At 51.9% G+C, this 21,365-nt stretch carries 22 protein-coding genes and 1 pseudogene; 14 read left to right on the top strand and 9 right to left on the bottom strand.

The genetic code is table 11. The features are described 5' to 3' along the window. Positions 1-80: 80 nt before the first annotated feature. Both P1P89_16205 and clpB read left to right on the top strand, forming a co-directional pair. Positions 81-698: pseudogene (locus P1P89_16205) on the top strand (IS4 family transposase). Between the two features lie 150 nt (positions 699-848). After that, on the top strand, positions 849-3,455 hold the full coding sequence (clpB, locus tag P1P89_16200; GenBank protein ID MDF1593059.1) for an ATP-dependent chaperone ClpB: 2,607 nt from the start codon (positions 849-851) through the stop codon (positions 3,453-3,455). A 135-nt stretch (positions 3,456-3,590) separates the two neighbouring features. On the opposite strand, the gene P1P89_16195 is transcribed toward clpB, so the two are convergent. Genes P1P89_16195 through P1P89_16165 form a run of 7 tightly spaced genes read right to left on the bottom strand, consistent with a single transcriptional unit; the run spans position 3,591 to position 7,514 of the window. Next, positions 3,591-4,178, bottom strand: a complete 588-nt coding sequence (locus P1P89_16195; protein MDF1593058.1) for a hypothetical protein — start codon at positions 4,176-4,178, stop codon at positions 3,591-3,593. After that, positions 4,175-4,630, bottom strand: a complete 456-nt coding sequence (locus P1P89_16190; GenBank protein MDF1593057.1) for a hypothetical protein — start codon at positions 4,628-4,630, stop codon at positions 4,175-4,177. The genes P1P89_16195 and P1P89_16190 overlap by 4 nt, the downstream gene beginning before the upstream one ends. Positions 4,631-4,661: 31 nt before the next feature. After that, the gene (gene atpE / locus P1P89_16185) at positions 4,662-4,910 is read right to left on the bottom strand and encodes an ATP synthase F0 subunit C (protein MDF1593056.1); all 249 of its coding nucleotides are present in this window, start codon (positions 4,908-4,910) and stop codon (positions 4,662-4,664) included. 29 nt (positions 4,911-4,939) lie between these two features. Further along, positions 4,940-6,154: an ATP synthase F0 subunit C gene (gene atpE, locus P1P89_16180; GenBank protein ID MDF1593055.1), complete on the bottom strand. Its 1,215-nt coding sequence runs from the start codon at positions 6,152-6,154 to the stop codon at positions 4,940-4,942. A gap of 3 nt (positions 6,155-6,157) precedes the next feature. Continuing rightward, entirely contained in the window at positions 6,158-6,832 is a 675-nt protein-coding gene (gene atpB / locus P1P89_16175) for a F0F1 ATP synthase subunit A (GenBank protein MDF1593054.1), read from the bottom strand. Between the two features lie 12 nt (positions 6,833-6,844). Continuing rightward, complete coding sequence (locus P1P89_16170; protein MDF1593053.1) at positions 6,845-7,231, bottom strand: ATP synthase subunit I; 387 nt, start codon at positions 7,229-7,231, stop codon at positions 6,845-6,847. Then, positions 7,218-7,514: an AtpZ/AtpI family protein gene (locus P1P89_16165; protein MDF1593052.1), complete on the bottom strand. Its 297-nt coding sequence runs from the start codon at positions 7,512-7,514 to the stop codon at positions 7,218-7,220. Before P1P89_16165 ends, P1P89_16170 begins: the two co-directional genes overlap by 14 nt. Positions 7,515-7,696: 182 nt before the next feature. On the opposite strand from P1P89_16165, the gene P1P89_16160 reads away from it, so the two are divergent. From P1P89_16160 to P1P89_16110, 11 genes are all read left to right on the top strand, one after another. Further along, positions 7,697-8,686 carry a DHH family phosphoesterase gene (locus tag P1P89_16160; protein ID MDF1593051.1) on the top strand — a complete coding sequence of 330 codons (990 nt, stop codon included), beginning with the start codon at positions 7,697-7,699 and terminating at the stop codon, positions 8,684-8,686. After that, the gene (locus tag P1P89_16155) at positions 8,686-9,477 is read left to right on the top strand and encodes a ribonuclease Z (protein ID MDF1593050.1); all 792 of its coding nucleotides are present in this window, start codon (positions 8,686-8,688) and stop codon (positions 9,475-9,477) included. The genes P1P89_16160 and P1P89_16155 overlap by 1 nt, the downstream gene beginning before the upstream one ends. 443 nt (positions 9,478-9,920) lie before the next feature. After that, a complete protein-coding gene (locus P1P89_16150) occupies positions 9,921-10,583 on the top strand; it encodes a bifunctional precorrin-2 dehydrogenase/sirohydrochlorin ferrochelatase (GenBank protein MDF1593049.1) in 663 nt (220 codons plus the stop codon). Positions 10,584-10,605: 22 nt separating this feature from the next. After that, the gene (gene ccsB, locus P1P89_16145) at positions 10,606-11,412 is read left to right on the top strand and encodes a c-type cytochrome biogenesis protein CcsB (protein MDF1593048.1); all 807 of its coding nucleotides are present in this window, start codon (positions 10,606-10,608) and stop codon (positions 11,410-11,412) included. A 39-nt stretch (positions 11,413-11,451) separates the two neighbouring features. Then, positions 11,452-12,723, top strand: a complete 1,272-nt coding sequence (gene hemA, locus P1P89_16140) for a glutamyl-tRNA reductase (GenBank protein ID MDF1593047.1) — start codon at positions 11,452-11,454, stop codon at positions 12,721-12,723. A gap of 36 nt (positions 12,724-12,759) precedes the next feature. Beyond that, the gene (fabD, locus tag P1P89_16135) at positions 12,760-13,701 is read left to right on the top strand and encodes an ACP S-malonyltransferase (GenBank protein MDF1593046.1); all 942 of its coding nucleotides are present in this window, start codon (positions 12,760-12,762) and stop codon (positions 13,699-13,701) included. Between the two features lie 93 nt (positions 13,702-13,794). Continuing rightward, on the top strand, positions 13,795-14,166 hold the full coding sequence (locus P1P89_16130; protein ID MDF1593045.1) for a hypothetical protein: 372 nt from the start codon (positions 13,795-13,797) through the stop codon (positions 14,164-14,166). Next, positions 14,163-14,522 (top strand): hypothetical protein, encoded by a 360-nt coding sequence (locus P1P89_16125; GenBank protein MDF1593044.1) that lies wholly within the window; start codon positions 14,163-14,165, stop codon positions 14,520-14,522. Before P1P89_16130 ends, P1P89_16125 begins: the two co-directional genes overlap by 4 nt. A gap of 64 nt (positions 14,523-14,586) precedes the next feature. After that, complete coding sequence (locus P1P89_16120) at positions 14,587-15,969, top strand: TrkH family potassium uptake protein (protein ID MDF1593043.1); 1,383 nt, start codon at positions 14,587-14,589, stop codon at positions 15,967-15,969. An 8-nt stretch (positions 15,970-15,977) separates the two neighbouring features. Beyond that, a complete protein-coding gene (locus tag P1P89_16115; protein MDF1593042.1) occupies positions 15,978-16,637 on the top strand; it encodes a TrkA family potassium uptake protein in 660 nt (219 codons plus the stop codon). A gap of 12 nt (positions 16,638-16,649) precedes the next feature. Further along, entirely contained in the window at positions 16,650-17,846 is a 1,197-nt protein-coding gene (locus tag P1P89_16110; protein ID MDF1593041.1) for a BMP family ABC transporter substrate-binding protein, read from the top strand. 36 nt (positions 17,847-17,882) lie between these two features. Here the strand turns inward: P1P89_16110 and P1P89_16105 are convergent, their stop codons facing one another. Both P1P89_16105 and P1P89_16100 read right to left on the bottom strand, forming a co-directional pair. After that, complete coding sequence (locus P1P89_16105) at positions 17,883-19,088, bottom strand: class I SAM-dependent methyltransferase (GenBank protein ID MDF1593040.1); 1,206 nt, start codon at positions 19,086-19,088, stop codon at positions 17,883-17,885. Between the two features lie 635 nt (positions 19,089-19,723). Beyond that, positions 19,724-19,867 carry a hypothetical protein gene (locus P1P89_16100; protein MDF1593039.1) on the bottom strand — a complete coding sequence of 48 codons (144 nt, stop codon included), beginning with the start codon at positions 19,865-19,867 and terminating at the stop codon, positions 19,724-19,726. A gap of 678 nt (positions 19,868-20,545) precedes the next feature. On the opposite strand from P1P89_16100, the gene P1P89_16095 reads away from it, so the two are divergent. Then, entirely contained in the window at positions 20,546-21,295 is a 750-nt protein-coding gene (locus P1P89_16095) for a hypothetical protein (GenBank protein ID MDF1593038.1), read from the top strand. The last annotated feature ends 70 nt before the right edge of the window (positions 21,296-21,365 follow it).

The raw sequence follows: 21,365 nt of genomic DNA, 5'->3' as shown, positions 1-21,365 counted from the left end.
TGCCAAAAACCCTTTTAAAGGAAAAGCGCCCTTTTTTATACCATTTTAAAATTTACACAAAAGATTATACACTACCGTTTCCAGAGCCCGGTTCAATTTATGTAATGGATCGCGCTTATCTCGATTTTGAAAGACTATACAAACTGCACTGCGGTTTAGCCTTTTTCATTTTGAGAAGCAAAGTGAATACGAAACTGCGTCGGCTTTACTCTGCACCAGTGGATAAGTCTACCGGCATTATTTGTGATCAGACAGTACGCCCGGTCGTAGAAAAATCGGCGAATGCTTATCCGGAAAAACTCAGACGGATAAAGTACTACGATAAAGAAATCGGAAAACGCCTAACATTTTTAACCAACAACTTTTCATTAGAGGCCAGAACAGTAGCCGATTTGTACAAGTGCCGATGGCAAGTGGAACTGTTCTTTAAATGGATCAAGCAGCATTTGCGGATAAAGAAATTTTTTGGCATTTCTGAAACCGCGGTTAAAACACAAATCTGGATAGCGATCTCCGTTTATGTGCTGGTTGCCATCATGAAGAAGCGCTTGAAGCTTGAACAGAGCCTCTACACAATTTTACAGATTTTGAGTATTACTCTTTTTGAGAAAACCCTTATTTCATGGGCATTGACAGAAAGTCATTGCAATAACAAATTGACTAGTAGCCATATCCAGTTGAATTTATTTGGTTCTTAACCGGACACCAATGATCTTTTCTATAACAATTGCTAATTCTTTCCAGCCCTTAAGGCAATTTGACATCAAAACCGCAATGGTTATCTTAACATCAAAAATAGAATCTAGTTTTTAAGCCATCCAAGGATTTGCAAATACGGAGGCATTTTTATGCGTTTGGACAAATTAACCATTAAATCACAGGAACTGATACAGAATGCACAGTCACTGGCTGCCCGGCACGGCAACCAGCAGATTGAACCCGAGCACCTCATCGGCGCCATGCTGGCCGAACAGGAGGGGATTGTCCGGTCCATGCTGCGAAAAATAGGGGTGTCACCCGATGCCGTTGCCCAGGATATGGCGCTGGCAATCGACCGGTTGCCGAAAGTCAGCGGTGCCGGAGACGTGTATATTTCGCCGCGGACCCAAAAATTGCTGGATGCCGCCTTTGCGGAAGCATCCAAAATGAAGGACCAATATGTCAGTATCGAGCACATTTTGCTGGCCATTGCCGACGAAAAGACCGGAGAAGCCGCCCGGATACTTTCCCGCCGCGGCATCACCCGGGAGTCCATTTTAAAGGTATTGATGGAAATCCGAGGATCACAGCGCATCACCGATCCAAACCCGGAAGAAAAATATCAGGCCCTTGATAAATTCAGCCGCGATCTGACGGATCTAGCCCGGCTGGGCAAACTGGACCCGGTGATCGGCCGAGATGATGAAGTCCGGCGGATCGTACAGGTCCTGTCCCGCCGCACCAAGAACAACCCGGTTCTCATCGGCGAACCCGGTGTCGGCAAAACCGCCATCGTTGAAGGCCTGGCCCAGCGCATCATCGCCGGCGATGTTTCTGAAACCCTCAAAAACAGACGTCTGGTGGCATTGGATATGGGGTCGCTCATTGCCGGCGCAAAGTATCGCGGCGAATTTGAAGACCGCTTAAAGGCGGTTTTAAAGGAAGTTGAGGAAGCCGAAGGGCAGGTCATCCTGTTTATTGACGAGCTGCACACCCTGGTGGGGGCCGGCGCCAGCGAGGGCGCCATGGACGCCTCCAACATGCTCAAACCGGCCCTGGCCCGCGGCACCCTGCGATGCGTGGGCGCCACCACCTTAAATGAATACCGCAAATACATTGAAAAAGACGCGGCCTTGGAAAGGCGTTTTCAGCCGGTAATGGTCTCGGAGCCGAGCGTGGAAGACACCATATCGATCCTGCGGGGTCTTAAAGAAAAATACGAGGTTCACCACGGCGTCCGCATTCAGGATTCAGCCATCGTTGCGGCAGCTACGCTTTCGGAACGCTACATTTCCGACCGGTTCCTTCCGGATAAAGCCATTGATCTCATCGATGAATGCGCATCAAAACTGCGTATCGAGATTGACAGCATGCCCGCTGAAATCGATGAGGTTCAGCGCAGGATCACCCAGCTGGAAATTGAGCGGGAAGCCCTTAAAAAAGAAACCGATGCAGCATCCAGAGACCGACTGGCGAAGCTTGAAGTCGAGCTTGCGTCCCTGAAGGACGACCTTCATGTCATGAAAGCCCACTGGCAGAATGAAAAAGATCTGATTCAAACCCTCCGCACCGTAAAAGAACAGCAGGAGCAGCTGGGTATTGAAGAACAGCAGGCCGAACGCGAGGGCAACCTGGCAAAAGTGGCTGAAATCCGCTACGGCAAGGCCGGTGAACTTAAAAATCAGTTGGAGGAGGCCAAGGGGAAGCTGGCAGACCTGCAGACAGAGAGAAAAATGTTGAAGGAAGAAGTGGACGCGGAAGACATTGCCGTTGTCATCTCCCGCTGGACCGGCATCCCCGTCAGCAAGATGCTGGAGGGCGAACGCGAAAAACTGGTCTACATGGAAGACCGTCTGGCCCAAAGGGTCATCGGTCAGGCCGAGGCCATCGCAGCTGTTTCCAACTCCGTGCGCCGGGCCCGTTCGGGCCTGCAGGATCCCAATCGGCCCATCGGGTCCTTCATTTTCATGGGCCCCACCGGTGTGGGCAAAACCGAACTTGCCAAAGCCCTGGCCGAATTTATTTTCGATAATGAACAGGCCATGGTCCGGATCGACATGTCGGAATACATGGAAAAACATGCCGTCTCCCGGCTCATCGGCGCACCTCCGGGTTATGTCGGGTATGAAGAAGGCGGTTATCTCACCGAGGCGGTCCGGCGGCGGCCCTATTCCGTGGTTTTATTTGACGAGATCGAAAAAGCCCATCCGGAAGTATTTAATGTGCTGCTGCAGATCCTGGATGACGGGCGCATGACCGACGGTCACGGCCGCACCGTTGATTTTAAAAACACCCTCATTATCATGACATCCAACATCGGCAGCCAGTGGATCCAGGAGTTGGGCGGCAGCCGGCGCCAGGAAATGGAAGACCGCATCACCGAAGCGCTGCGTGCGAATTTTAAACCGGAATTTTTAAACCGGATTGATGAAACCATCATCTTTCATAACCTGAATCCGGAACAAATCGGTCGGATTGTGGAGATTCAGCTGGGCCGACTGCAAAAGCGCCTGGCTGACTTAGACATCAAGCTGGCGCTTTCGGACAGGGCCCGGAATTTTATCGCTGCAAAAGGGTATGACCCGGTATACGGCGCCCGCCCCTTAAAACGCGCCCTGCAGCGATATATTGAAAACCCGCTGTCTATGGAGATCCTCAAAGGGTCGGTTCTGGCGGGCAGCCGCATCGAGGCGGACATGTCCGGAGAAGATATTGTATTTCAACAGGTGGATAAACTTGAGGCTGAAGGTGAATAGACTGAAGGCTTCAGGAATAAATAATTCCGGTTCGCGGGTATCAGGTATCAGGGGGTGGTGTTACAGGAAATGGGTAGAAATATAAATTCTTCTCCCTTGGGCCGCCTTCAGCCTTCGGTCTTCAGCCTATTTTACCTATTTTCGAACAGCGCCGGCAATGTAATCCTGAACCATTTTCCGGTTGTCATCGGGCGTCACAATTTTGGGAAGTTTTTCCAGGGCCAGGTCAGCGGCTGCATCCACCAGTTCATTCCTTAATTTTTTCCTGGCTCGACGAATCTGGTTCTCAGCCCGCAGCTGGGACTCTTTCAGCATGGCCTGGCTTTTATTCCGGGCGTCTTTGAGAATAGTCTGCTTTTTGATTTCACCCTGTTCAATTATTTTTTGTTTCAGGGCGTCTATTTCGGCCCGGCTCTCATCCACCGCCCGCAGGACATCCTGAATTTTCTTGTCAGCCTCGTTTTTTTCTTGTTCCAATCGGCTGATTTTACGCTCGAGTTCATTCTGCTTGCCGGCGATGAATTTCTTCAGTGGAACGCGCAGGAACTTTACGATTAAGAAAACAAATATTCCGAAATTGATCCACAGCAGAATCTGATCGTATGTCTTACGCCAATTATCCGGAGAATCAGCCGCCGCGGCAAGTTGCGTCCCGAGCAGGACGCTCATAATTACGGCAACGGATAAAAAAATAATCGAAGCTTTTTTCTTCGATGGGTTCATGGTGACAGCCTCCGCGCCAGGACCTTCTCCATCATCGAGACCGCCAGCGGCTCCACTTCGGCAAAAATACTTTTGCGGGCTTCAACGATCTGGTCGCCGATTTCTTTTTCGGCCTTTTCCCTTAAGGCGCTGATTTCTTTGCCGGCAGAGACAAATATGTCATGGGCCTGGGTTCGACCTTCTTCCTCCAGTTCTTTGATAACCGCAAATGCTTCCGACTTTGCCTTATTTCTGCGCTTTTCAATCTGATGGGTATAATCGAGCAGTTTTTCTTCCGCGGCAATGGTGTCCAGCTTCATTTTATCCATATAGCTGTCGCGTTCGCCCATGATTTTGCGCAGGGGCCGCAGCATCACGCGGTTGATGATAAACAAGAACAGCAGAAAAGAAATCAGCTGGACAATCGCCGTTTCATTTATCGTAATCAGGGCCGTGGTATTAATGATTTGCATAAGCGGCTTTCCAATAACCGGATATTACGCTTTAGACGACAAACAGCAACAGCAGGGCGATAACCAGCGAATAAATTCCGGTAGATTCCGCCACTGCCTGACCCACCAGCATGGTTCGCGTTAAAAGGCCTGCTTCTCTGGGATTTCTACCGATCGCCTCGCACGCTTTTGCCGCCGTGATTCCTTCGCCGACACCGGGCCCGATGGCGCCAAGGCCCATCGCAAGCCCTGCGCCTATAAATGCAGCCGCCTTGACAATATCCGCACCTTCAATGGCCATGTTATCCTCCTTAAATTAAAGAATTGTTTCTATACTACAAATATCAGGACCAGGCTCACCACCATGGCATAAATCGCCGTGGACTGGGAAACCGCCTGCCCCACCAACATTGTTCGAATTAAATCCCCGGAATGTTCAAGATTGCGGGCCACCCATTTGACCGCGCCTTGGGCTGCCATGCCGTTGCCGATCCCCGGTCCGATACCGCCGAATCCCATGCAGATCCCCGCGCTCAGCAGCGCCATTGAAGCGCTCAAAGCCATTGATTCCGGGTAGGTTTTAAACATCAGGATGAAACTGATCAGCAAACCGAAAATAGAGGCGGTCTGGGCCACCGCCTGCCCCACCAGCATGGCGGTAATCACGGTTCCCACCGATTGCGGCTGCCGCGCAATTCCCTCGCAGCTGGCGCCCGCCGCCAGTCCGCCGCCGTATCCCGAACCGATGGCGGCAAGCCCGGTGCTCAGGCCCGCGCCTATAAAAGCAGCCCAGGTCGGATAAAGGGGCGCATTGCCGAAATCGATAAATATCAACATTAAGGACACAACAATGGCAAAGATTGCCGGGGTCTGGCACACCGCCGAGCCGATCAGCATTGTGGTCGTCAGCTGTCCGGCCATTTCCGGTTGCCGGGCGGTGCCCATACAGGATTCTTTCCCGGCAAACCCCGAACCGAGCCCCGATCCGATCGCCCCAAATCCCATGCACAGCCCCGCCGCTAAAAGCGCGACGGCTTTTAACGGACTGGTGGTGGGAAATTTCATAAAAAGGAGCATGATGGCGATGACCAGGGCAAATATGGCCGGGGTCTGGCATACTGCCGAGCCGACCAGCATATTGGTCATCAGGCGCCCGCTCATTTCCGGCCTTTGCGCCTTTGCCAGGCAGGCGCCCGCAGCCGGAAGTCCGGCGCCGATGCCGGAGCCGATAGCCCCCAGCCCCATGGATAAAGCGGCCCCCAGGATTCCGCACACGGTCACAAATGAGCCTGCCCCAAAATCGGTAAACAATAAAATGATGGCAATGACCAGGGCAAAAATTGAAGACGATTCGGCGATGGCCTGACCCACCAGCATGGTTTTAATGATGTCGCCGGAAGTTTTTATATTCTGGGAAATGGCCCAGTTGGCCATCGAGGCGGTATAGCCCTCGCCGATGGCCGCTCCGATGGCGCCGAACCCGATGGCAATGCCGCCGCCCAAAAGGGCTGCGGCGCGTATCCACGTTTGAATATCAAAGTCCATACATCACTTTACCTGAACGGAAATGTAAACAACCGTAAGCATTGTAAACACAAAAGCCTGAATCGTGCCGACAAACAATCCGAAAAACGCGTTGAGCAGCGGCGGCAATATCAAATTGTAAGACAGATAGGACACCACCAAGATAATAATCGAACCCCCCATGATATTGCCGAACAACCGAAAGGAAATGGATACCACCTTGGCCAGCTCGCCGATGACGTTCAGGGGCATCATGAAAAATATCGGTGAACAATATTCCTTTAAATATGCTTTTAAGCCTTTTGACCGAATTCCGGCGGCGTGGGCGATCACAAAGCCCATGAGGCCCAAGCTTAAGGGGGTATTTAAATCTTTGGTGGGTTCATGCAGGTGGGGGATGATTCCCAGCCAGTTGGAAAGCAGCAGAAACATAAAAAGAGCGCAGGTCAAGGGAGCATATTTTTTTGCCCGCTCTTTATCCAGGGCGTCTTCCGTCAGGCCGTACAGTGTGGAGACGATCAGTTCGCCGATCAACTGGAGCGGTCGGGGAAGCGTGGCGCTTTTTCTGGCGGCCAAGAACCCGAAAACCACCAGCGCAAAAATAACGATCCACGACATCACAATCGCTTCAAGATTAAAGGTTAGCTGGCGTCCCATGAAGGGGACGATCAACTGGTGTATTTTTCCCAATTCTTCCATGATATCTGAAACCTATGCCTGTTTGTTGCGAAACGATGACAGGGTTGTCAGCAAAGATTCGGCCAGAATCATCACTTGAACCAAAAAAATTCCGCCCACAACCGCAAACAGGTTAAACTGCCGGAATTTAATGGCCACGATAAGGGGAATTGCCACAAAGGAATATCGCAGCAGCAGGGACATCAGCGACCAGAAAAATGCCCTGCGGTTGGATTTGCCCAGTTTTAGGGGGAGCATTTCGCCCATCAGGATAAAATTGACAATGCTGAAAATCGTACCCAGCACCAGGCCTTTCGCAATGGCATTCTGGCCGGCCAGTATTAAAACAAATCCGGCCACAATCGCCGTTGTCATGGCGTTTGAACAGTACTTTTTTTGGATTTGCCTAATCGACTCCATTGTCCGAATCTTTATTTTCAGCGTCCGCGGTTACCTTAAGAATCTGTCGATAAACCGTATTTGCCCCGCCCAGCACGCCCAGGATCGTAAAGATGGCTACAAAAACGCCCTTTGTTCCCAGCCACCTGTCTAAGTATCGACCCACAAAAAAACAAAAAAAAACACAACCGGCCATGGTTAGGCCGACTTGCATGACAATCGTTAAATTTTCAGCCCATTCTCGATGTTTCTTGAAATTTATCAGTTTTTTGTTATGCGCCGTCATGGAATGCGGATATATCAATATCCCCTGTCGTGTTGTGGGCCTCAACAAAAGAAGAAATATTAGGGCAACTATTTCTGCATGTCAAGCTTTGATTGTTTTGCTTAAGAAAATCCTTGTAAATCTGACAAATGTTATTATTATAATCGATAGTTGCCCGAGCACAAAGGTTTCAGGGCTGATAATTAACAGGAAACTAATTAATGCCGTTTTCCGCACCTGAAAAATTACGCCGTTTTTACGGTCAGTTTAACCGTGATGACAATGTGCTCATCGTTATCAATGCCGACCCGGACGCCATTGCCAGCGCAATGGCCGTCAAACGGCTGCTGTGGCGTAAAACCGCAAGCGTGACCCTAACGAATATCAACATCATCAAACGCCCGGACAATCTTGCCATGGTCAAATTGCTGGGCGTAAACCTGGTTTTTTTAGACAAGATTGTCCGCAAAGAGTATAACCGTTTCGTAATCGTCGACTCCCAACCGAATCACAATGAAGCCTTTTCCCGCTTCAAGTTCAATGTCATTATCGATCATCATCCGGACACCGGTATAAAAGCTCCCTTTCAGGATATTCGCCCGAATTACGGCGCCACCGCCTCCATCATGACCGAGTATCTCCAGGCAGCTAAAATCAAACCGTCCGTCAAGCTGGCAACCGGCCTGTTCCATGCCATCAAAACCGATACCAGCAATTTTGAAAGACAGACCCTGATTGAAGACCTTAAAGCCTTCCAATTTCTTTTCCGGCACTCCAATATTCACCTTGCCCGCAAGATCGAACTGGCGGAACTGCGTCTGGGTTTTCTGAAGTATTACAAGATCGCCCTGAACTCGATGCGCAAGCGCAAAAACAGAATATTTGCCCATCTGGGCCCGGTATCGAACCCGGATGTCTGCGTCATCATCGCTGATTTTTTTCTAAGGATCGAAGCGGTGGACTGGAGTATTATCTCCGGTCTCTACGACAACAAGCTGATCGTTATTTTCCGAAACGACGGCCTGCGGAAAAATGCCGGAAAAGTGGCCAAGGAAAGCTTCGGAACCATCGGGTCCGCCGGCGGGCACCAGAGTATGGCCCGGGCGGAAATTTCTCTGGATGCGATAAAGGATCTCTGCAATTACATGGATGAACAAAAATTATTGCGCTGGATCATCCATCAGGTCCAGGAAAAAGCCGGAAAAAAATAATGCCGCCCACCCAAGCCAAAACCATGGGGCTGACCATCCTCGGGTCAGGCACCTGCGTGCCTTCCCTGGAGCGAAGCGCCTGTTCAGCACTTGTACGGGTGAACAATTCCAGACTTCTTTTTGACCTGGGCCCCGGCACCATGAGAAGGCTGCTTGAAGCAGATACCCGTATTCACGATGTCGGATATATTTTTTTCAGCCATTTTCATCCTGACCACACCGGTGAACTGGTTTCATTTCTATTTAGCAGCAAATACCCCGGCACCCGCCGCCGCAATAGTCCCCTGACCATCGTGGCTGCAAAAGGGTTTTCTGATTTTTTCAGCGGTTTAAAACAGGTTTACGGTGAATGGATCGATTTGTCACCGGAAGTGCTTTCCGTTATTGAGATGGACAACACCGGAGCGGATGAGCGCCGATTTAGCGGCTTTGTCTTAAAGTCTATTCCGGTGATGCATCGAAAAGAGAGTATCGCTTTCCGGGTTGAAAACGCCCAAGGAAACGCCATCGTCTATTCCGGTGATACCGATTATAGCGAAAATCTAATTCGTCTGGCCGCAGGCGCCGACATTCTCATCTGTGAATCCGCCCTGCCGGACGCCCTGAAGGTCGAAGGACATTTAACCCCCTCTCTGGCCGGAACAATTGCCTCTGCAGCCGGTGTTAAGAAGCTGGTGTTAACCCATTTTTATCCCGAGTGCGACACGGCCGACATCGAGGGGCAATGTCGTAAAACCTATGCGGGCCCGTTGGTTCTGGCGCGTGATTTGATGCAGATCGCGCTTGAATAGTGCGTAAATCCTCGACCGGGTGGGATGGCGTTTATTCGTACGGATTTTATTAACCCGGCAGTTTAATATGTCATTCCGGCCGCATCCCGCCCTGCGGGAGGAGAGCCGGAATCCAGAAAAGTTGCCGAAAATACTGGATTCCCGCCCGCGAGGCTGTGTCGTAATTGTTAAAATGGATCCTATTTCTCCACGTCATGCCGGACCTGGTCCGGCATCCAGATGAACATCCCCGTGAAAACATTCTGGATTCCGGGTCAAGCCCGAAATGACGAAAATTCTTGGAACACTATATTTTATAATTACGACACTGTCGACTGCGCGGGAATGACAAAATGTAATGAAAAGTTAGTCTGTTAATTGCCGGTTTAATATAATAGGCTTACGCCTTAACTCCGGATAAAAGCGCTGCGCCGCTGTGTGCCCAGTGAGAGAAAATTTCGACCATGCAATATTACCCGATATTTCTAGATATTAAAAACCGTCCGTGCCTGGTGGTGGGGGGGGGCGCCGTCGGCCGCAGAAAGGTCCTGATGCTGTTATCTTGTGGCGCCAGGGTAACCGTTGTCGCCCCGGATGCAGATGAAAAACTGCTGGCGCTGGCTGCCGATGGAACCATTGTGCTGCTTAACAAAAAATATCAATCCTCTGATCTCGGCAGCATGTTTCTGGTCATCGGGGCGACCAGTGACGAGCAGTTGAATCTTCAAATTAAAACGGATGCCGACAGAGAGGGCAAGCTCTGCAATATTGCCGACCGCCCCGGGGCGTGTCATTTTATTCTGCCGGCTGTTGTTGAAAGGGGGGACCTGGTCATCGCGATTTCCACTTCCGGCAAGAGCCCGGCTTTTGCAAAAAAAATTCGCAAAGACCTTGAAAAGACCTTCGGCCCGGAATATGCCGAATTTCTAAAGCTCATGGGCGCCATCCGCCGGAAACTGCTGGGCCGGGAGCATGAACCGGAAGAACATAAGCGGCTCTTTGAACAGCTCATCGACAAAGGGCTGGTCCATATGATAAAAGACCGTAACCGGAGCGCCATTGATACCCTTCTTTTCGAAACTTTCGGCAAGGGGTATGAATTCGACGCATTGATGAATGAGGAATAAGGTGTAATCTATGGATGTGTTAATGGCTTTAACGACCATTTTCTACCTGCTGAGCACGGTGGGATACATCGCTTATCTTTTTTACCAGAAAGATTTTTTCCAAAAATCCGGCCTTTATCTGCTGCTGGCCGGCTTTTCTCTTCATACGGCGGCGATCGCTTTCGCCTTTATTCAAAGCGGACATCTGCCGGTTCGTAATTTTTATGAAACCCTTTCCATTGCCGGCTGGGCAATGGCCGGCGTTTTTCTGGTTTTCCATTTTAAATTCAAACTCAAAATTCTGGGCATCTATGCCGCCCCCCTGGTTACCCTGATCATGATCATCGCGGCCCAGCTGCCCCGGGAACCGGCCCAGGCAAATAAACTTTTTAACAGTTTCTGGCTGATATCGCATATCGTCGTCATCTTCACCGGCGAAGCCGCCTTTGCCCTGGCCTGCGGGGTCGGCATTTTATATCTTGTACAGGAACGAGCCTTAAAAACAAAAAATTACGGGTTTTTTTTCAGGCGGCTGCCGGACCTGGAACTGCTGGACACCACCGGTTATGCCTGCATTTTTGTCGGTTTTACCCTGCTCACCATCGGTCTGGTGACCGGATTTGTGTATGCCAAATCTTCCTGGGGCCGCTTCTGGAGCTGGGACCCCAAGGAAGTCTGGTCCGGCATATCCTGGCTGCTGTATGCTGCATTGCTGCACGGACGTCTGTCCTTGGGGTGGCGCGGACGCAAAGCGGCCATTATGGCAATTATCGGTTTTGCGATTCTCCTTTTCACCTTTTTAGGTGTTAACTTTCTGATGGAAGGCCATCACGGCGAATTTACCCGGTAGTAGAAATGAAAAACTCAGCCTTTAGTAACAGTAATCATCATGTCTGATATCGTTATCCTGGGATTGAACCATAAAACCGCTCCGATTGAAATCCGGGAGTGCCTGGCCTTTTCAGACGCTGAAACCGATGCGGCCATAGAGCGGCTTCAGAATTACCCGGACATTGACGAAGTGTTGTTGCTGTCCACCTGCAACCGGGTGGAAGTCCTGTTGACGACAACAGCCGTGCCGACGGCCACAGAAGCTGTTAAATCCTTTTTAAGTGAATTTAAAAAAGTAGCGCCTGAAAAATTCAGCGAATCCCTTTATATTCACAACGGCGATGAGGCCGTGCGCCATATTTTCAGGGTTGCCTCCAGCCTGGATTCCATGATGGTGGGCGAGCCTCAAATCCTGGGCCAAATCAAAGCGGCCTATCATGGCGCCATCCGCAAAAAGACCTCCGGCGTCGTTCTCAACCGGCTCATGCATCGGACATTTTTCGTGGCCAAGCGGGTTCGCAGTGAAACCGGCATCGGAGATCATGCCGTATCCATCAGCTATGCGGCCGTCGAACTCGGGCGAAAAATATTTGGAAACCTTGAGGAAAAAAAGGTTCTCCTGATCGGGGCCGGTGAAATGGCCGAACTGGCCGTGGAACACCTGATTCGCAACAAAACCGGCGATATATTCGTCGCCAACCGAACATTTGAACGCGGGGTCGCATTGGCACAGCAGTTCCGCGGCTGCCCCATCCGCTTCGAAGAAATCCCGGAGCATTTGCAGCAGGTGGATATCATCATCAGTTCAACCGGGTCATCCGGATTCATCATCGGGCCTGAGCACATCAAAGGAATTATGCGCGGCCGCCGGAATCGGCCTCTTTTTTTCATTGATATTGCCGTCCCCCGTGATATTGATCCCGAAATCAACCGGCTGCCGAATATTTATGTATACGACATCGACGATTTAAAAGGCGTTATTGAAGAAAATATTGAAGACCGCAACCGGGAAGCGATTAAAGCCGAACGGATCATCGATGAAGCGGTCATCCGGTTCCGCCAGTGGTTTGAAAGTTTACGCGTTGTTCCCACTATCGTCGCACTGCAAAAAAAAATGGACACCATCGCCGCAGCGGAGCTCAACAAAACGTTGCAATCGTTGCATCATTTATCAGCTGACGACCGGACCGTTATCAACCGAATGACGCAATCCATGATCCATAAAATTCTGCATGATCCGATAATGTGGCTCAAGCACGAAGGGGGTGACAACGACCGGGCCGCACTTCTGGATATCACCCGCAAACTATTTAAGCTGGATGAACCCTGAAGCTGCAACACAACAGGGTAAATAAGGAGGATCCATTTGAAAAAAATCGCCTTTCTTTTTCCCGGGCAGGGGTCCCAGACCGTTGGAATGGGATTCGACCTTTACCAGGAATTTGATTTTGTCAGAGAAATTTTTGAAATGACGGACGAAATTGCCGGGGCCAACATTTCCCGGCTGTGCTTTAAAGGCCCCATAGAAGATCTGACCCAGACCGTGACTCTCCAACCCGCCATGACGGCCGTTAATCTGGCCACTTTGGCGGCCATCGAGAACGAAAGGATGTCGCCGAATGTGTCCGCCGGACACAGCCTGGGTGAATACAGTGCCCTGTGTGCCGCCGGCATCACTTCCCGGGAGGATACCATTCGGCTGGTCATCAAACGGGGAGAATTGATGCACCGGGAAGCCTCCCGGCTTCAGGGCGCCATGCATGCGCTGGTGGGACTTTCCATGGAAAAGGTTCAGCGGCTGGTGCAAAAAGTTCAGGCCGAGGGTCCGGTGTCTGTCGCCAATCACAACACCGAACTTCAGATTGTTATCACCGGCGCCCCGGGTCCGGTTGAAAAGGTGTCGGCCCTTGCAAAAGAACAGGGCGCCAAGTCCATCCCCTTACGGGTCAGCGGCGCCTGGCACAGCGAGTTGATGAAAGACGCCGAAGCCGACTTCAGAGAATTTCTCAACACCATCCCCTTTGATCCCCCCGCCGGCGCCGTTGTGCACAATGTCAGCGCCGATACGGCCTCTGAGCCGGACGAAATCAAAGCGATCATGGCAAAACAATTATGCAGTCCGGTCCGCTGGTATGATTCGATGCGCAAACTGGAAGCCGACGGGGTTACGGTGTTTGCCGAAATCGGTCCCGGCAGGGTCTTGACCGGTTTGTTAAAAAAGATTCTGCCTCAGGATTTTTCCGGAAAAATCCTGAATGTGAATGACTTAAAAACGTTTGAGACCTTTTTAAAAGCGGTGGCCGGATAGGTGTCCGGCCATTCCGATTGACAGCTTCCCCGCGGGGTTAACCTCCGCAAGCGGGTTTCTGTTAACAGACAAGAAGAGGCCGAGGAGGCCATCATGTCCAGAAAACATTTAGTGCTGACGGTTGCGATGATTATTCTTTCCGTGTCCACCGGCCTGGCGCAAAAAATCGAACAGGATGCCGTTGTCATCGTAACCCAGGCAAGCTATTTGATTCAGCCCGATGATTCAACCACGCTGGCAAAGGCGTTGGCGCAGTATGGCGCCAAGCGAAACGCCGTCGAAACCGCCGGCAGGTATTTTGTTATAAAAGGACTCGTCGAGAGCTACGAAAAAAAAGGGAAGAGATCTACAGCCTGGCGACCAACGAAATTGAAACAAAAATACTGGAAGAAAAATGGGTTCCCGCCGGCAAACTCAAGAGATATATCGTCCGAATCGAGTCCCGGATCTATCCAGTTGATTTGATTCAAGCTGAAATTCTGAACAAAAAGCTTGAAACGCAGCAAACGGATGATACCCTGCGGGAAGAATTGGAACCCGTAATTCAACCAAAAATCAGTCCCGCCCGTGATATCGCCAGGGCCTACCGGTACTTTCGGACCGGTCTTTGGCGGCCGGCGTCGATATACCTGGACCGGCTGGAGCGTAAATATCCGCACTGGGGCGAAATCTTCATGGTCAAAGCCATCGCATTTTATGTCCTGAAAGAGCCCCTGAGTATGGAAAAAGCGCTGGAAACGGCCTGCTTCCTCGAGAATACCAAGGCTTGCGAAGATCTCAACACCCTTAAAAGAGTGCACAACCTGGACCTGGCGCCTTGACAACTTAACCGTTACCGTAAAGAGTGGGTTTCGGTTTCATCGGACCGTCTTTTGGGAATGACACATGCCGGCCAAAAATAAAATATCCTGGTACCTGAGGGCGTTCCTGCATTCACCGGCGCGTCTGTCCATCAGCGCCTTTGCGATTCTGATACTGACCGGCACTCTTCTGCTGATGCTCCCTGCCGCCGCACCGCAGCAACACCTCGGTTTCGTAAACGCCCTTTTCACCGCAACCTCGGCCGGCTGCGTCACCGGTCTGGTTGTTGTGGATACCGGGACCCGCCTCAGTCTTTTCGGGCAGCTGGTTGTGCTGGCTTTAATCCAGGTCGGCGGCCTTGGCATCATGACATTCTCAACCCTGCTGTTGCTGATGGCCGGCCGCCGTCCCGGCCTGACCGGACGGCTTGTCGTCAGAGATACGTTTACCCATAGCGGCGAGCAGAGCTTTTCGGCGATACTGAAAGATGTCATCATCTTTACGGCTGCGATCGAAGGACTGGGTGCCGCTATTTTATTCTTTCGATTTCTTCCCGGCAATAGCGCCGGAATCGCGCTGTACCTGTCGATTTTTCATTCCATCAGTGCGTTTTGCAACGCCGGTTTTTCGCTTTTTTCAGACAGCTTTATTCGGTTCCGGGAAGACTGGATCCTGAACCTGACGATTTGCTTTCTCATCATCTGCGGCGGTATCGGTTTCCTGGTTATCGCCGAACTGAGACGAAAATTTCCTTATAACCGCAAGCGTTGGGATCGACTCAGTCTGCATTCACGCATCGTGCTTTCCACCACGATCCTTTTGCTGGTTTGCGGGAGCTTGTCGATCCTGCTGATGGAATGGCATAATACCCTGACGCCGCTGGACCCGTTAAACCGTCTGCTTTCCGCTTTTTTTCAGTCGGTCAGCGCCCGCACAGCCGGTTTCAACACCCTGCAAATAGAGACCTTGGCCAACCAGACGCTTTTTCTTATCATTCTGCTGATGTTTGTCGGCGCCTGCCCCGGCTCCTGCGGAGGCGGCATCAAGACCACGACGTTGGCGGCCTTGACGCTTATGGGGTTTTCGCGCCTGCGGGGCCAAAAGCAGACCCAGGTCTTTCACCGCACCATCCCCGAGGAGAGCATCGGCAAGGCCGTCAGCGTCCTGCTGGTCAGCATGCTGGTGGTGGCCGCCGGCACGATGGCGCTGCTCTTGACGGAGCTGGGCGATACCCCGCACCCGTTCAGTCGGGGACAGTTTTTAGAGCTGTTGTTTGAAGTTGTCAGCGCATTTGGAACGGTCGGTCTTTCCGCCGGCGTTACGCCGGGGCTTTCAACCCTGGGCCGTCTGATCATCACCGCCGTCATGTTCATCGGGCGCCTGGGGCCGCTGGTAATGGTCGTGGCCATCAGCCGCCAGCAGGTGTCCCGCTTTTATTATGCTGAAGAAAACATTATTATCGGATGAGGTGTGTCATGAAACAATTTGCGATTATCGGGCTGGGTAATTTCGGCTTTTATCTGGCAAAGCACCTTTATCGGAAAGGTTATGAGGTCCTGGCCGTCGATATCGATCCCAAACAGGTTCAAGCGGTAAGGGATGATGTCAGCCAGGCCATTGTTGCCGATGCAACCGACCGCACGGTCATAGAGGCCCTTGGCGTGAAAGACATGGATGTCGCCGTTGTCTGCATCGGCTCCATTTTGAGCAACTCGATCCTGGCGACGCTGATTCTGAAAGATATCGGTGTAAAAAGGATCTATGCCAAAGCCATTACCGAACCGCATGGACGCATCCTGTTTAAGGTCGGCGCCGACGAGGTGTTCTTTCCGGAAAAAGACATGGCTATCTCTCTGGCCGAGCGCCTGCATAACCCCAATATGCTCGACTATTTACCCTTTCTGGAGGGTTACAGCATCATCGAACTGGTGCCCCCCCGGGGGTTTATCGGCAAAAATCTGAAAGACCTCAACCTGACGAATCGTTTCGGTGTTCAGGTCGTCGCCATCAAAGAAATGGTTCCGGACAAACTGAACTTGATTCCTACGGCGCAATCCGTTTTAAAAGAAAGTGATATCATGATCATACTGGGGCCCAATGAAGGCCTGGACAAATTACAAAAAATCGAGTTATAAACAGGAGGCATCATGAAATTTAGCAGGCTGAAGATTGAAATTTTCATTTTCGTTATTCTTTTTTCATTTCTAATGATCCATGCACCCTCGGCACTTGCCGCCGAAAAGCCTTTTGTTTTCGGTCTGCTGCTGGTGGGGCCGTCCAACGACCGCGGCTGGAGCCAGGCCCATTTTGAAGCAGGGCATTATGTTGAAAAAAAGATCCCCGGCGCAAAAATGATTTACATCGACAAGGTCAACCCGGCCGACCGGCCCGGCATCACCATTCCCCAGCTGGTGGACGATATGGTGGAAAAGGGGGCAAAACTGATTATCGCCAATTCCGACGATATGAAAGACGGCGCCCGGGAAGCCGCGGTTAAACATCCGGATATTCACTTTCTGCACATCTCCGGCGATGATGTCCTCACCGGAAAAGCGCCCAAAAACCTCAGCAATTTAATGGGCCGGATGGAATACGGCAAGATGATGGCAGGGTTCGCTGCCGCCATGACGACCCGGACCGGCAAAATCGCATACCTGGGGCCGCTGATTAATGAAGAAACCCGCCGGCTGGCGGCATCATGCTATCTGGGCGCCCGCTATGCCTGGGAAAAGGTCCTGAAAAAAAAGCCCGATGATTTAAAGTTCCAGGTGACCTGGATCGGTTTCTGGTTTAATATTCCCGGCGTCACCGCCGACCCCACCCAGGTCGCCCAAAACTTTTTCAATACCGGTTATGACGTGATTGTGTCCGGCATCGATACCACCGAAGCCGTCGTCGTCGCCCGCCAAAAGCAAAAAGAAGGCAAGACCGTCTGGGCCATCCCCTACGATTACATCGGCGCCTGTGAAGGGGCCTCGGAAGTTTGCCTGGGCGTTCCCTATTTTAACTGGGGGCCGGCATACGTTGATTTTATCAAGGATTCCATGGCGGGCAAATGGGCCTCCAAATGGATCTGGCTGGGACCGGACTGGAAGGATATCAACAACCCCGACACCTCTACCGTGGGGTTTGTCAGCGGACCGTCCCTTTCCAACCCGGTCCGGCAGTCTCTGGACACGTTTATAAAGGATCTCGGTTCCAAAAAAATAGAGCTTTTCAAAGGGCCGCTCAAGTATCAAGACGGCAGCCTTTTTCTGAAAGACAACCAGATTGCTACCGATCAGCAGGTCTGGTACCTGAAAGGGCTCCTGCAGGGGATGACGGGACAAAGCAGCGCCAAATAGAAATTGGGGGTCGGGGCCGGCCCCGACCCCCAATTTCTACCATACCCTGCAGATCAACCCCTTCAGGTACTCCCCTTCCGGAAAACTCAGACTCACCGGATGGTCTGGGGCCTGGTGCAGCCGCTGGACAATCTGCACGTCCCGCCCGGCATCCAGGGCGGCATAGGCAACCGTCTTTTGAAAAAGGTCGCTCCCCACATGGTGTGAGCAGGAAAAAGTGATTAAAATGCCGCCGGGTTTTAACAGCGTCATTGCCGTCATGTTGATATCTTTATATGCCCGGCAGGCTTTTTTCACATCCCGGGCGGACAGGGCGAATTTGGGCGGATCCAATATGGCGGCATCAAAGCTGCGTCCGGCCTCTCTATACCAGCGCAAAACGGAAAAGACGTCCCCCTCCTCCGTAAACACGGCCGATTCGTCCGGATGGTTTAACGCGATGTTTCGCCGGGCAAGAGCGATTGCGTTCGCCGAACTGTCCACAACCGTCACGGCAGCAGCCCCGGCCTTTAAGGCTGCAACGCTGAACCCGCCGGTATAGGCAAAGCAGTCGAGGACTTCCGCATCGGCCAGGTATGCGGCAGCGCGGCGGCGGTTTTCGCGCTGGTCGAAATAAAAACCGGTCTTGTGCCCTTGCTTGACGTCAACCAGAAATCGGCTGGCGTTTTCCTCTATTTCTATCAGGTCGGGGGGGGCCTGCCCCGTCAGGGAACCACTGGTTTGCTCCAGCCCTTCCTTTTTCCGGACGGCAACGTCGGAACGTTCATATATTCCCTTGCATGGAACCAGGTCCGTCAGGATCTCACATATCGTTTTTTTCCAGTATTCTGTTCCGGCTGATAGAAACTGGCACACCAGGTAATCCCCGTATCGATCAACGATCAATCCGGGCAGGCCGTCCGACTCGGCATACACCAGGCGGCCGGAGCTTCCGTTCTCTGCCGCCGACCTGCTGCGCCTGGACGCCACGGCCCTTTCCAGCCGGGTCCTAAAAAATGCCGCTGAAATATCCTTATCCGGCCGGAAGGTCCAGATCCGGACCGTAATTTGCGAACGGGGTGAAAACGCCCCGCGGCCGCACACGCCGCCGTCGTGCGTCCGGATGACAACCGTTTCTCCGCTGGCGGGCGCCCCCTCCACCCGATAAATCGCACCTGAAAAAATCCACGGATGGCGATTGCGGATTGATTTTTCGCGGCCCTGCTTAAGAATGACCGAAGCCTGCTGTTGCCCTAAACCCATCTTAATCTATTCCTGATATGTTAAAATCAAACCCGATTGGGTCCCTGCTATGCCTGATTCTTTACTAAAACGCCATTCCTTTAAAGGATAATGAAGCTGAAAATCTGAATAAAAATCCGGCCCCTTTGGGGTCGGATTTTTATTTGATTAATTTATTATATATGATAGTTTAATCTAAAAAGCTACAAGATCCTCACTAAGATAAAATACTTCGTTCAGCCTAAATTTTACTCAAAACCGGTGCTTATATCTTAGCAGCACGTTGGTTCACTGCACTGAATGGGTTCGCAAGAATCGAGAGAAGGGCTGTGATGAATACGAATGAAAAAAGTAGTCCGCGTGCAGGACGCGTGTTTGGCGTCACGCTTATTTCGTTTTGCCTGCTTTTCTGGCTGACTGGCAAGGTGCCGCGGGAAGGCCGTCGGATTGCGTGGTCCGAAACCGTGTTAATCGCAGGTAGCACCACGACCGCAGCGAACCTGGCAGCCGTTCTTAGGCCTGCTATCAACGGAAGCGCAGACGAACGACCCGCAAGCGCGTTATACGAGGTGATCCCTCAGACCGGAAACCGACTCACGATCGTGTATCGTTTCGTCTGGCCTGACGAAACACATCCAAATCCCCTTCTGGACTTCCTATACCGGCCTTTCCGTCTTGTCTGGTATGGATCGCTTAAGGACATTGAGCCCATAGCCGTCACAGTGGATACTCGAACTGGACGCATCGATACCCTGTTGTTCGAACGCCCAGTGTCGCAGGCCGGCGGGTTCGTTGAACATCGGATCGTTCAGCTGAGCAGGGACGGTGACGTATTCCGCAGCCAAGATCGAGAATTCTTTGTTGAGGCGAATCAACCGATGACTCTGTCAGTGGTAAGTTGGAACCACCTATTCCAACCCACGAATGACCGCGGTTGGAGCGATTACTTGCTTACCCCGTTGGACGATGCGGCATTCCAAAATCTTCACATTGCGCGCCGGTCGGACTTAGGCACACTGGGCACTCAGAGCTGGTTCCGATTCGGTTGGATCCAAGGTTTCGCCGGACTCTCACTGCTTGCGGTTGTTGTGGGGCTGGCAATCAAGAAACCTGCGGAGGCTATCCAGCTTGTCTCCGCGAGGAGTCGATGCCCCAACTGCGGCAAACTGCAAGTGACTGACGCCCCAAAGACCACAACAAGTGGCTTCTCAATTCCGCTGTCCCGCGGTGATCCTGAACTAAATGACGGCGCTTGGCGAACCATCACCAGGGGTATGTACGGTCTCCCATGGTGGAACAGCTGGTTCGGGGTCACCCGATGGGTTGCCGGAACACCTGTCTTCCATGCCGTGGTCACATGCAGAAATTGTCATAGACCCTACGACTACTTCCGCACTTCCGGCGCGGCGTTGCCCGAAATTTGGCCTCATCTATACTTTCGAAGCTCTGGGCGTCCGAGGGTTTTACTGGAGCATTTCTTGTTCAAATCACCGACACGACTTTTCGTTATAGCGAGCGCAACTGTCGCCTGGTGCGCGCTAATAAGTGTCGGCTATGCAGACATTGCGACCGGGGCCACACACAGCCTGGCGCTTCTGGTGGGCGCTGGCTGGTCTGTCGCTGTACTCTATGTGCTTGTCGTATTTGCACGTGAAGCCCGACAGCCCTGCTTCTGGGAGCGCGTGATCCGGACGGAAGCCAGCGATGGAGCGCGAACGTGGAGTAATTACTTCTTGGCGGCTCTCTTTGGTTCTCAGGATGGAAGCCCCTGGCCAGCACCAGCGACAGTCATGGCAGGATGGCCATCAGCGATTCTGGCATTCGTGCTGTGGTGGCGATGGAGTCTTCATGGGGGGTTGCCGTCAAATGTCTTTGTGCTTTTCGAGATAGCGACATGGCTATATATCGCGTTCATCGCAGATTATACGATCTGGGTTCTAATAAACGTCGGGGTCATCCGATTCGGCCTTCTGAACGCTGTACGGCTGTCAGCTTCGCCTGGAAACGCGTACCAGTCCTTAGAGCCCCTCTCGCGCCTAGCCAGCAAACTCCTTACCGGCTCCTCAATGGCGCTCTTGCTGCCCGTGATCCTGCTCATGGTTGCCAAGACGTTCGGATCCTTGAACGGGCTCATCGAGCTATGGTTGGTGCCCTGGTTCATGGTGCTGGTGATCGTCGTGGTACTAGTGGTTTCACGTTTCGTTCGTGAGTACTTGGTAATCGGGTAGTGTATAATCTTTTGTGTAAATTTTAAAATGGTATAAAAAAGGGCGCTTTTCCTTTAAAAGGGTTTTTGGC

The organism is Desulfobacterales bacterium (assembly GCA_029211065.1).
Taxonomy (GTDB): Bacteria; Desulfobacterota; Desulfobacteria; order Desulfobacterales; family JARGFK01; genus JARGFK01.
This window is presented reverse-complemented; position numbering and strand designations above follow the sequence as displayed.